Origin of the sequence: Bacillus cereus group sp. MYBK101-2 (genome assembly GCF_051918845.1) — a bacterium.
Taxonomy (GTDB): domain Bacteria; phylum Bacillota; class Bacilli; order Bacillales; family Bacillaceae_G; genus Bacillus_A; species Bacillus_A paranthracis.
The window spans coordinates 106,443-118,929 of the sequence record NZ_JBQAIE010000003.1; the positions used below are offsets into that span (position 1 = coordinate 106,443).

Genomic DNA, 12,487 nt, shown 5'->3' on the forward strand with positions numbered 1-12,487 from the left:
AGATGAGTAACTGGATTAAACCGTATATACAGCAAAATAAAGGTAGAATGACTGTAACTATTTTCCTTGGTCTTCTTGGAGTTAGTTCAGGGGCGATGTTACTTTTTATTTCAGGTTATTTAATCTCTAAATCTGCTCTTAGACCAGAAAATGTAATGGCAGTTTATGTACCTATCGTTGCAACACGTGCGTTTAGTATAGGACAAGCGGTATTTCATTATTTAGAGCGTTTAGTTGGACACGATGTTGTATTACGCATATTAGAAAAGATGAGAACGAAACTATATGGGATAGTAGAACCACAGGCGTTATTTTTCCGTTCGCGATTCCAAACGGGTGATATGTTAGGGGTATTATCCGAAGATATAGAACATTTACAAAACCTATATTTACGTACAATATTTCCTAGCATATTAGCATTAGTCGTATATAGCATATTCGTACTTGTTATCGGTACATTTGACGTAGTGTTTGCACTTATTGCAGCATGTATGTTGGCTATTATCGTTTTTCTTCTTCCATTTATATCATTACTTTTAATGAAGAAACATCATGTTACTTTAAAGCAAGGAAGAAACCGTTTGTACCAACAACTAACAGATGCTGTTTTTGGATTATCTGATTGGCAAGCAAGTGGTAGAAAAGATGAATTCATTGATAAGTATGTAGAGCAAAATGATCAGTTGTTAAAAATTGAGAAAAGAATGAAGCGCTGGAATCATATTCGGGACAGTATCATTCAATTAGTAGTAGGGATTGTAGTCATTTCAATGATCATATGGACTGGAAATGAGGTGGCAAGTGAACAGATTGCACCTACTGTTATTGCAGCTTTCGTCTTAATGACGTTATCTGTCACAAACGCGTTAATTCCTCTTTCAGATGCTATCGATCGAATTCCATCATATGTAGAATCTGCACATCGTCTCAATCAAGTAGAAGGTAATGGTGTTTTACAGGATGAAAAGGAATTACCTAGAGATAAAGATTATATTGCATCTAAACATATAGACATTGAATTAAATCATGTATCGTATAGTTACCCACATAGTAATGAAGTTGTATTGAAAGACGTATCATTACAAATAAAAGCAGGAAAAAAAATCGCCATTTTAGGAAGAAGCGGAACTGGAAAATCTACTTTGTTAAAATTGTTAACAGGTGCACTAAGCCCATTACATGGTGAAGTTTTATTGAATAGTGAACATGCTCATACGAATCTTTTATCAAAATATATTTCTGTATTGAATCAAAAGCCGCATTTATTTGATACGACAATTGGAAATAATGTGCGAATCGGCAAACCAGAGGCTACGGATGAAGAGATATGGAAAGCTTTAGAGAAAGCACAATTAGCTTCGCATATTGCTACTCTTCCAGATGGATTACAAACGAAAATGCATGAGATGGGAAAAAGGTTTTCTGGCGGGGAGAGACAACGAGTTGCTTTTGCTAGAACGCTAATGCAAGAAGCACCAATCATTGTACTAGATGAACCTACAATCGGCTTAGATCCAAAGACAGAATTATCTTTAATAGAAACGATGTTTTCTGCAACGGAAGAAAAGACAGTAATTTGGATTACGCACCATCTTGTAGGAATTGAGCATGTTGATGAAGTAATATTCCTTGATCGTGGTCAAATTGTGATGCAAGGTAGTCATGAACAACTTCTGAAAGAAAATGAGAAGTATCGAAGACTATATGAGTTAGATAAAGGAATATAGTTTGAATAAGTAATAATTGTAAAAATAGCTACGCCTAATGGTGAAGCTATTTTTTATTTTGAAATGATTATTTTATTCTTTTTTTTGATGGATGGCAAATGTATAGGATTGTTACGAATGAAAAATGAATTTCATATTATACATATAATGGAGGGGATATACGTGAAGGAGCAGTATAAAATTATTGTTTTAAGTGATGAATTATCAAGGGAGAAGATTCAAAATACATTAGACAAAAATAAATGTAAAACAATCGTTCATCTTGTAGACGTTTCAGCTATTGTTCAAATAGAAAATTCTTTTCAATATATAGTCATTTGGAGAATGGACGCAGAAAAACTTACAAATGAATTGATAAATAGGGGCGTGCAAAGTTCAAAAATTATTAATTTAACAAAATACATGTATGAATGGAGGAATAAATTAATTTCTATCTATCAAATAAATCCGGATCTTATGTCTTTATATATTGCTATGAAAAAAGCAAAGAGTGATCCAACGTATGAATTGTTTGCGACAGGTTTATCTTACCCGCATTGTGGTATAAGTACGGAGATCCTCTCAAAAAAGTCAATAAAATTTACACTTCCATCGCAAGACCTGTACTATGATTATTTAATAGCGTCACAACTGCTATCAAACGATCATTCCTTTCAATATTGTTTGATAGGAATAGCCTATTTCTCTTTTTACTTTGACATGTCGTTATCATCTGAAGCATATAGAATTCACAAAGTATATTATCCATTGTTTCAAGATGGTCATCATACTGTAGTTCACTCTCCTCTACCCACTGATGGATTCTCCCATCTAAATACTCCGAAACCACTTCTTTCTATTTTTAATTTGCATTTTGAATATATTTTATTAGATAAACTAAAAGATGAATCATTGATACTGCCCTGGATAAATGCTGAATGGAATACTACTCCTCTTCATATTCCTTTTGAAGAACACGGGAAAATAAGAGCGGCTTCACATGCTAAATTGGCGTATCCTCAAACTTTAGTTGAAAATAAAATAATTTTTAAAAAATATTTAGAATTACTGTTAAAACATGATATAAAACCACTAATTGTTGTATTTCCTGTTACTTCACATTATTTCAATTGTAGTAGTAAGAAATTAAAAGAAGATTTTTATAATGTTATGAACGATTTTCAATCTCAATATTCTTTTCAAATTATAGATTTATTTGATTCACCATTATTTTGCGATGATGATTTTTATGATAGTGATCATATGAATAAAAAAGGTGCAAATAAAATGTCCATGTTATTAAATATGTTTATTCAGGAACGAAAAGTATGATAATTTGTTTCATGTTTGCATAAAAGTATATAGGCTCCATACAGTTAAAGTAATGTGATTTTTGTGTCGCGTATATAAATAATATGCGAAGAGGTGAGAGAGTTAAAATGAGAACTCGTATTGAAAGAACTGAAGAGGTGGTAGAGCAACTTCCGTTGGTAAGTGTATTAATTCCTACGTATAATCGTCCTCGTTACTTTGAAAAGGCGCTATGTAGTGTGTTAGAACAAACGTACCCTAATATAGAAATTATAGTTGGAGATGATAGCACGAATGATGAAACAGAAAAAGTGTTACAAAAATACTTATGTGATCATTCAAATATTATTTATATAAAAAACAGATCAACTCTCGGACAATTTGAAAATGCGCTCATGTTATTTAATGAAGCGAACGGTGAATATATAAATTTTTTAATGGATGATGATGTATTTCATGTGAATAAAATTGAAAAAATGATGAAGTATTTTTTCGATGATTTAGATAATGAAATTAAGCTTGTAACATCTCATCGTCAAGTCATTGATGATAAAGGGAAAGAGCTACGACATATTTATTCGACTGTCCGTTTATTTGAAGAGGATACCATTATAGCGGGAACAGAATTAGGAAATAAGGTAATTGTGGATCAAAAAAATTATATTGGAGAACCGACAACAGTTTTATTTCGTAAAAATGATTTACAAGAACCGTTTGGGATTTTTGATAAGAGGCGGTATTTATGTAACGTAGATATAGCTTCATGGTTATCTTTATTAAGTAAAGGAAAAGCTGTATATATAGCAGAGACACTTAGTTACTTTCGATTACATCCAGATCAACAGTTAAATGAATCTAATAAAATGATGGATGGATTAGAAGATTTTTCACATAGTATTTTAGCAGGAGAAAAATATGGTTTCTTATCTAACGAAAAAGAGTTAGATAAAGCGATAACTAATTTTCTAGATTATGCAAGAAGGATAGTTCCATCATCAATATTATATACATTAGACTATTATCAAAAAATTAAAGAAAAGAAAATAAACATAGAAAAGAAAAAACAACATATAAATAATAATTCGCCTTTACCGAAAGTAAGTATACTGATTCCTGCGTACAATAGGCCGTATTACTTGGAATTGGCGCTTAACAGCGCTCTGAATCAAACATATGAAAATATTGAAATTATTATTTCTGACGACAGTACAAATAATGAAGTCAATGCGATGATTCAACCGTATTTACGTGAATATGAGTGTATTACATATGTTAAAAATGAAACTCCGTTAGTTGCTGAAAACTTTAATAAGTGTATAGAACTTGCGAACGGGGATTATATAAACTTTTTATTAGATGATGATTTATTTCATCATGAAAAGATCGAGAGAATGATGAAATACTTTTTGACGTTAGAAAATATTTCATTTGTGACGTCTTATCGTGAACTGATTGATGAGAACGGAGAGATATTACCACCTTCAACTTTGAATATGAAAATTGCGAAAGAAACTACACTTTTTGAAGGAAAAGAGTTAGGGAATTACATATTGAAAAATTTAAAAAATATAGTGGGTGAGCCGACAACTGTTCTATTTAATCGAGATATGTTTGAAGGGAAGTTTGGGTATTTTAAAGGGAAGGCTTATTCTGCTATTAATGACATTGCAACTTGGTTAGATATGATGAGGAAAGGGAAAGTAGTTTATATAAAAGAGCCTCTTAGTTATTTTAGACAACATAGTGGACAAAATCAAAAACAAATGCATTTTATTTTAATGACAATTGACGAGTGGATTGAATTAATTATAGATGCATATAATAGTGGTTTTTTAAGTTCTGAGAGGGATTATAAAGAGAGCCTATCTTATTGTCTAGAAAATGCAGGATTTATAGTTAAGGATGCAGTAAGAAATGGAGAAGTAGATCAAATTTATAACGAAAAGATTAAAAAAGGATTAAACAAGCTAGTTGCTCATATGTTTGAGAAAGAATCTTGTTATTGTCAATATTGCAATCAACAATTTGAAAAATTTTTACCTTGGCCAGCACATTATGATTTTCCGAAATATAAATTTGAGATGTGGAATAAAGATACAGGGATATGTCCAGTTTGTAGTTCAATGGATCGTGAAAGATTGTATCGTGCGTACATTGAAACGGAAACGGACTTGTTAAGTAGAAAATATACTATGCTTCATATTGCACCTGAAGCAAATTTAAGGGATTGGTTTAACGAGTATAAAAATATTACGTATGTATGTGGGGATATAGAACCAAAGGATCCATTAATGAAGGAAATTGATGTTACAAGTATTACATATGATAGTAATACGTTTGATGTAATTTTATGTAGCCATGTATTAGAACATGTTCTTGACGATGATAAAGCAATGCGAGAGTTATATAGGGTTTTAAAACCAAATGGATGGGGAATTATTCAAGTACCAATTGTAATGAATGTAGATTCTATTATAGAGAATAAATTAATTGTAACACCACAATTGAGAAAATTAGCTTTTGGTCAAGAAGATCATGTGAGAATTTATAATCAATCGGGATTCATTCAACGATTAACGAATGCAGGATTTAAGGTGGAATTATATAACATAGCTGAAAGACAAGGAATGAAAAGTGCGAGGAAATTTGGATTATCTGAAACAGATATGCTCTATATTGTCCGAAAATGATAGGAAGGAATAAATAGATATGGAGAATATTCCTTTTTTACGTGCTTCAACTGTACCAGTAATTGAGTATTTAGATGAATTGAAGGAAATTGATGCATCGCACATATATACGAATTATGGACCTATAAATCAACGTTTTGAACAAACAATTATGTCGGGATTTTTTCAGAACAGGGGAGCTGTTACAACAGTAGCAAACGCAACGTTAGGGTTAATGGCGGCCATTCAACTTAAGAAAAGAAAAAAAGGAAAGTATGCCCTCATGCCTAGTTTTACATTCCCTGCAACTCCATTAGCGGCTATTTGGTGTGGGTTGGAACCTTATTTTATTGATATTTCAATAGATGATTGGTATATGGATAAAACAGTACTCTGGGATAAGATTGAAGAATTAAAAGAAGAGGTTGCGATTGTTGTCCCGTACGCAACTTTTGGCTCATGGATGAACTTAGAAGAATATGAAGAATTAGAGAAAAAAGGTGTTCCGGTTGTCGTAGATGCGGCACCGGGATTTGGATTAATGAATGGAGGGATGCATTACGGTCAAGATTTTAGTGGAATGATCATATATAGCTTTCATGCAACAAAGCCTTTCGGAATTGGTGAAGGAGGGCTCATATATAGTAAAAATGAAGAAGATATACAACATATTAAAAGAATGGGGAATTTCGGATTTGATACAAATCGTGAATGTACGATGATGGGGTTAAATTGTAAAATGTCTGAATATGCGGCCGCGATTGGGATTGCAACTATGAAAAAATGGGATGACAAATTAAAAGAACGCACCCGTATTTCTGAATGGTATAAACAATTGTTACAAAGTAATGGGTTAATGAAAAAAGGGTGGCAACTCCAAAAGACAGAAGCAGTTATTCAGCAATTTATGCCTATTCTTTGTCCGGAAGAAGTTCGCAACAAACAAGTAATAGAAGACCTGAAAAAACAGAAAATAGAAGCTAGATTATACTTTTCGCCCTCTTGCCACCAACAAGTTCTTTTTAGAAACTATAAGTCTACAGATTTAACAAGAACGAATAAAATAGCAAAACGAATAGTAAGTTTGCCTTTATGGGAAGGAATGACGAAAGAAATAGTAGAACAAATTGTAATCTGTTTAGGACAGAAGGTGGTGTCGGCAGATGAATAGTTTTTATAGTCAAGAAGAGCTAAAGAAAATTGGATTTTTATCTGTTGGGAAAAATGTATTGATTAGTAAAAAAGCAAGTATATATAATCCAGGTGTTATATCAGTTGGTAATCATGTAAGAATTGATGATTTTTGCATTTTAAGTGGCAAAATCACAATTGGAAGTTATTCGCATATATCAGCGTATACAGCGTTATATGGAGGGGAAGTTGGAATTGAAATGCATGACTTTGCAAATATATCAGCTAAAACCTTAGTATATGCGGTACTTGATGATTTCAGTGGAAATACTTTAATGGGGCCAACTGTCCCGAATCAATATAGGAATGTGGAAACAGAAAAAGTTATTTTTAAAAAACATGCGATTATTGGCGCTGATTCTATTATTTTTCCAAATGTAACTATAGGAGAAGGCACAGCAGTAGGTGCGATGAGTATGGTGAAAGAGAGTTTAGAAGATTGGTATATTTATGCTGGAGTTCCCGTAAGAAAAATAAAACCTCGTCAAAGAAAGATGCTGGAGTTAGAAATTGATTTTTTAAAAAACATTCATTCTTAACAAAAAAGAAGGAATGTTTTTTATTTTTATGGTGCAGCAGAGTGTGTATATAAACGTATTATGTTTTAAATTTTGCTGACCAAGGCAATACTGAGCCATAGTGAATGTAAAGTTGGAGGGCGAGCGTATATGTTTGATGAGGATGGGATTGTTTTAATTATGGAACCGGCTGATGAAAGAAATTTGAGGAGATTTATTTTTTCAGTACCAAAGTCAGTGTATGAAAAGAAGGAGCTTACATTACACTATGGAACAGCTATAGGACAAGGATATACGGATATAATTGAAGATATTATTAGCGTACATATAGAAGTAGATGTTGTAACAGTAATCGGGCATGTAAGAGGGTAAATAGCTATTTGAAAAAAGGTTATAAGTAATGTAGCTAGAAGTTAGGATAGAGAAACTTACAGACAATTACAGACAATTATAAAGACGAAGGGAGCCTAAAATGAAAATAAAATCAACTTTAGTAGTATTTATAGTTACAATTGGCTTAATGGGATGTTCGCTAGTAGAACAAGGAAAGAACTCCATAGATTATGCTCAAAAAGCGACAGACTATGTAAATGAAATAAGTGCGTTTGCAAATGATGCACCAGCATTAGCTGAAAAAGCCGTTAATGATAGCGAAGCCCGGAAAGAATTAGAAACGAAGCTTAGTGAAATTAAACAAGATATACCCGCTTTTAATGAATTAACACCGCCTGATGTAGCAAAGGATCTTCATCAGCAAATCGTCGGATATAACGAAAAGTTAAATACGTTAATTGATACGGCGATGACAAAAATAGAAGAAGGGAAAGTGAATGTAGAAGAGTTTAAAAACTCGGAGCTTATGCAGACGGTAGATCAAGTTCGAGATTTGAAAGAGAAGGTGCAAAATTTAGGTCAATAGTAAAAGGCTCCGTTTGTGATAAACGGAGCCTTTTACTATTGGATACAATAAACGATTACACCAACGATAATAATCATGTTGCCGATGAGTTTACGTTTCGTTATTTTTTCACCTAGGAAATACCAACCGAAAATTAATATGATGATATAACTTAAGGATTCTAATGCTGATGCTTGTTTTAATGCCATGCCCTTCATGGCGATAACATTTAATCCAGCGTTAATTACAAATAAAGAGTAGCCGATAATAACATAAGGATTCACATATTCTTTTATTCTAGAATCGTATTGTTGCAAAGTAGCTTTTTTTAATAATATTTGTGAGTAATTAGCTAAAATTATCCCGAAAATAAATAATAACATATAACTATTCATCTTTTGTCACCACCACAATTCCGACGATAATAATAGCTGCACCAAGTAAATGATTCCACTGAATCGTATCTCCAAATAGAAATACTGACCAAAGCATTGACCATAGTATAATAATCCCGCGATGTGAATATGCTTTTGATATTTCGAAATGTTTAATTACTTGTTGCCATAAAATTGCATATCCAAATAAAAGTATAACTAGTCCGAAATAAGCAATAAAAAATGAGATGGAAGCAATGGGAAATTTAGCCGCCCATTTCATGTAAACCATAATGATAGAATATATCAAAAAAGCTACATGTAAAAATAAGTAATTTTTAATAGTTGGTTTCATTTATTCACTCTCTTTTGCATATAAATATATATTTATACCTAATTTTTCTAATGATAGATATTGGAACGTATTTAGTTTAATCTTTCACATTCCAAATTATATAGTAACATGGCTTTTATTGTAAAACAATAAAAGCCATGTATTCATTTTTTCCAAGATTCTATAATATGTATCGTTTTATTTGTTGCATCTGAATACCCAATCATTATTTTAGGGTTATTTAGAAAAGCATCATAATCAATATAAGGTAATAAGGAATTTGAATTCATGCCACCAATTGTTGACATGATACAAGAAACATTAGGATTTCTTATTAAAGCATTTAGTTCCTCAGCACGCTCTTGTATACTACCCGAACGATAATAATCATATCGACCTGTTAGTGAACCTTCTAATATATGAAATCCTTTCTGTTGTAAGTAAGATTTCGCTCGTTCAAATCTTTTAGGAGAAGTGTAGGTTACTGGAGAAGAAGGTGAGTAAATCCCAATTGTGTCTCCGTATTTTAATGATTTTGGAAGTGGCATTTGTATGAATCCCTTCTATTAATAGTTTTATTCATAAGGATTTGTCATTGAATATTCTTATATTTCGGTATTGTTATTGTAACATACATGCATTGAAATAATAATTGCTGTAGATGAATAAATATGCTTTTTACCTTGACGATATAAAGGGAAAGTTGTTATGGTTAAATGTGAGTGTATAAAAGGTTTGTTAAAGGAGTTTTGAAATGAAGCGGTTAAAATGGGGAAGGCTGACAGTCCTATTAGTCATTGTTTTAGGGATATGTTGGTTCTTATTCCAAGGAACTCAAAAGAGTGCAACAAGTATAGAGGGACAACCTTTACAAGTGGCAGAACTACCTAAAACAGAATTAGTTGAAAAAGTAGTCCCACCAAAGTACATACCACCGGAAATTGATGCAAAAGCAGCTATGATTATTGATGCGAGTAATGGAGATATTATTTATCAACATAATGAAAATGAGGCTTTTGCGCCAGCAAGTATGTCTAAGATGATGACAGCATATCTTCTATTAGAAAATGTACATAATGGGAAAGTTCGCTGGGAAGATCCGGTGAAAATGAGTGCGAAAGCGGCACAAACAGAGGGAGCGAGAATCCCAGTACAAGTTAATGACACATTAACTGTTAAAGATTTATATCATGCATTAATGATTGAGTCAGCTAATAATTCAGCTGTGGCTTTAGCAGAACATATGGCAAAATCGGAGAAAGATTTCGTTCAGCTTATGAATGCAAAAGCGAAACAGTTAAAAATGTCGGAACATGCTAAATTTGCAAATGCTTCTGGATTACAAGAGCCCGATGGAAGTGAAACAAAAATGACGGCTGGTGATGTAGCAAACTTGGCGTATCATCTTATAAAAGATTACCCAGAAATATTAGAAGTGACTCACTTACGTCAAAGTCAGTTAGCATTTAATAATATTAATGTTATAAGTACAAATGATATGTTAAACAAAAATAATAAAGCTTTATATATAGAAGGAATAGACGGATTAAAAACAGGATTTACAGATAGCGCAGGGTATTGTTTTACGGGTACAGCAAAACAAGGTGATACTCGTATTATTACAGTTGTTATGGGAACAAAAGGTAAAACAAAGCGTTTTACAGAGACGAATAAGCTAATGTCTTATGCATTTGGCTTAGTTAATTAAGTGAAATACTGAGTTGGATCACATATAAGAAAGGCAATTTGTTGTTACGTACTATCGGTAACAACAAATTGCCTTTTATTTTTTAGCACTAATAAAGTAAAAAGGTAAAAAATGTGAGTGTTATTATTTGAGTTTATTATTGTTTGTTTATATTATAAAGTTAGAAACTTATTAATGATAAGTTTTGAGGGGCATATGATGTGTACATAGGAAAAAGCCTCAAATGAAAATTGGAGGGAATTATGATGGCAAAAGATTTTTACTCAGCAATTGAAGACAGAAGATCTATTTACGCAATTAGTAAAGAACAAGTAGTTTCTGATGAAAAAATTCAAGAAGTGATTTATCATGCTGTAAAACATACACCTTCAGCTTTTAACTCTCAGAGTGCTCGCGTTGTCGTCTTGCTTGGGGAACAACACGATAAGTTACGGGATATTACGAAAGAAACGTTACGAAAAATTGTACCTGAAAATAACTTCGCTTCTACGGAAGAAAAAATGAATGCATTTAAAAGTGGTTATGGAACAGTTCTATACTTCGAAGATAGTGAAGTGGTGGAACAACTGCAAGAAAAATTTGCATTATACAAAGAGAACTTTCCAATTTGGTCTCAGCAATCCTCTGGAATGTTACAATTTGCAATTTGGACAGCTTTGGAAATTGAAGGGTTTGGTGCTACATTGCAACATTACAATCCATTAATTGATGAAGAAGTGAGAAAAGAATGGGGAGTTCCAAAAAATTGGAAGCTTATTGCGCAAATGCCGTTTGGTAAACCGGTTGTACCTGCAGGTGAAAAAGAATACCAGCCTTTAGAAAACCGTGTGAAAATTTATAAATAATGTAGGAACAAGTGGGGGAATTGTTTATCCCACACTAATTATTATTTGAACCAATCGGGGTTTTGCTACTTATAAAAAGGTGAACAGGGATACAACCTGTTCACCTTTTTATAAGTAGTAAGGATTTTTTTGATAGGAATTTTTCATCTGATTTTTTAATTCGTTTTTACGTGTTTCAATAGTTGATATTTTTTGTAAGGTAATAATTGAAACGAATTGAAAAAAAGCATAGTACAGTTCTATATTTTTATTTATAGGATCATCTATTATGTTTTTCATAAATATACCTCCCTTTTGATTCCACTATTTGCAAGCAATAAAACGCTCATCTTAAAATTCAATTGCTTTCCGTGTAGGGTAAATAAAATGTGTATAGATTAAAACGCTACTATATATATGATAATATAAATACCCTATAAATTCCATAGACAGTTAAAAATGGGTAGCGGAATGTGTATTTTCGTCAAATTAGAACAGAATTTTTGAAGTTAAATCTTACAAATCGTCAAATCTTTTAAAAGCGATAGATAGTATCAAAAATAGTTTTCTAAAAATATTATACTATTGATAAAAAAAGTGTTTTTTGTCATGATAAGAGTATACTTCATAGGAGGAACTATAATAGGAAATACATTCTTTGCATTGTGTTAGATGAATAGATTTTTTTAATTGGATAGAAAATATATACTGAGATAATGAATGGTATGTCGAATTTTCAATAAAATACATAAGGAATATAAAAAAAGCATTGCAAAAAGAGTAAGTTTAATGGTAAAGTTCACATGAAGTTCACACGGATTTCACTTCGCTCGTTTAAAATGAACTCTGTGTGAAAAATAAAACTCTTGTTAAAAAATGGAACTTAATGAATATTTTACTTTGATAATATTGTAAAGTATTAAGTTTATAAGTTTTTTTTAAGAGGATAGTAGG

The 12,487-nt window shown here is 32.0% G+C and carries 13 protein-coding genes; 9 read left to right on the forward strand and 4 right to left on the reverse strand.

Features of this window, described 5'->3' with window-relative positions; translation table 11 throughout:
* The first annotated feature begins 2 nt into the window (after positions 1 to 2).
* The 7 genes from cydC (at position 3) to ACTFSI_RS09760 (ending at position 8,314) form a co-directional block, all read left to right on the forward strand.
* Entirely contained in the window at positions 3 to 1,727 is a 1,725-nt protein-coding gene (cydC, locus tag ACTFSI_RS09730; protein ID WP_440045364.1) for a thiol reductant ABC exporter subunit CydC, read from the forward strand.
* Between the two features lie 162 nt (positions 1,728 to 1,889).
* Positions 1,890 to 3,038 (forward strand): hypothetical protein, encoded by a 1,149-nt coding sequence (locus ACTFSI_RS09735; protein ID WP_139895570.1) that lies wholly within the window; start codon positions 1,890 to 1,892, stop codon positions 3,036 to 3,038.
* Positions 3,039 to 3,145: 107 nt separating this feature from the next.
* A complete protein-coding gene (locus tag ACTFSI_RS09740; protein ID WP_440045365.1) occupies positions 3,146 to 5,707 on the forward strand; it encodes a glycosyltransferase in 2,562 nt (853 codons plus the stop codon).
* 19 nt (positions 5,708 to 5,726) lie between these two features.
* Positions 5,727 to 6,857 (forward strand): aminotransferase class I/II-fold pyridoxal phosphate-dependent enzyme, encoded by a 1,131-nt coding sequence (locus tag ACTFSI_RS09745; protein WP_440045366.1) that lies wholly within the window; start codon positions 5,727 to 5,729, stop codon positions 6,855 to 6,857.
* The gene (locus tag ACTFSI_RS09750; RefSeq protein WP_001084179.1) at positions 6,850 to 7,416 is read left to right on the forward strand and encodes an acyltransferase; all 567 of its coding nucleotides are present in this window, start codon (positions 6,850 to 6,852) and stop codon (positions 7,414 to 7,416) included. Before ACTFSI_RS09745 ends, ACTFSI_RS09750 begins: the two co-directional genes overlap by 8 nt.
* Positions 7,417 to 7,545: 129 nt before the next feature.
* The gene (locus ACTFSI_RS09755; protein ID WP_046197646.1) at positions 7,546 to 7,767 is read left to right on the forward strand and encodes a hypothetical protein; all 222 of its coding nucleotides are present in this window, start codon (positions 7,546 to 7,548) and stop codon (positions 7,765 to 7,767) included.
* 100 nt (positions 7,768 to 7,867) lie between these two features.
* Positions 7,868 to 8,314 (forward strand): DUF6376 family protein, encoded by a 447-nt coding sequence (locus ACTFSI_RS09760; protein WP_138322140.1) that lies wholly within the window; start codon positions 7,868 to 7,870, stop codon positions 8,312 to 8,314.
* A 35-nt stretch (positions 8,315 to 8,349) separates the two neighbouring features.
* Here ACTFSI_RS09760 and ACTFSI_RS09765 read toward each other — a convergent pair whose 3' ends face one another.
* The 3 genes from ACTFSI_RS09765 to ACTFSI_RS09775 form a co-directional block, all read right to left on the reverse strand.
* The gene (locus ACTFSI_RS09765; protein ID WP_001089868.1) at positions 8,350 to 8,688 is read right to left on the reverse strand and encodes an EamA family transporter; all 339 of its coding nucleotides are present in this window, start codon (positions 8,686 to 8,688) and stop codon (positions 8,350 to 8,352) included.
* Positions 8,681 to 9,022, reverse strand: a complete 342-nt coding sequence (locus tag ACTFSI_RS09770; protein ID WP_000805122.1) for an EamA family transporter — start codon at positions 9,020 to 9,022, stop codon at positions 8,681 to 8,683. The genes ACTFSI_RS09765 and ACTFSI_RS09770 overlap by 8 nt, the downstream gene beginning before the upstream one ends.
* 143 nt (positions 9,023 to 9,165) lie before the next feature.
* Positions 9,166 to 9,549, reverse strand: coding sequence for an LD-carboxypeptidase (locus ACTFSI_RS09775; RefSeq protein ID WP_275893899.1), 384 nt, complete (start codon positions 9,547 to 9,549; stop codon positions 9,166 to 9,168).
* Positions 9,550 to 9,755: 206 nt separating this feature from the next.
* On the opposite strand from ACTFSI_RS09775, the gene ACTFSI_RS09780 reads away from it, so the two are divergent.
* The gene (locus ACTFSI_RS09780; RefSeq protein WP_000825884.1) at positions 9,756 to 10,709 is read left to right on the forward strand and encodes a D-alanyl-D-alanine carboxypeptidase family protein; all 954 of its coding nucleotides are present in this window, start codon (positions 9,756 to 9,758) and stop codon (positions 10,707 to 10,709) included.
* 242 nt (positions 10,710 to 10,951) lie between these two features.
* Complete coding sequence (locus ACTFSI_RS09785) at positions 10,952 to 11,554, forward strand: nitroreductase family protein (RefSeq protein ID WP_440045367.1); 603 nt, start codon at positions 10,952 to 10,954, stop codon at positions 11,552 to 11,554.
* A gap of 108 nt (positions 11,555 to 11,662) precedes the next feature.
* Here ACTFSI_RS09785 and ACTFSI_RS09790 read toward each other — a convergent pair whose 3' ends face one another.
* Entirely contained in the window at positions 11,663 to 11,833 is a 171-nt protein-coding gene (locus ACTFSI_RS09790; RefSeq protein ID WP_011040231.1) for a hypothetical protein, read from the reverse strand.
* Positions 11,834 to 12,487: the final 654 nt, after the last annotated feature.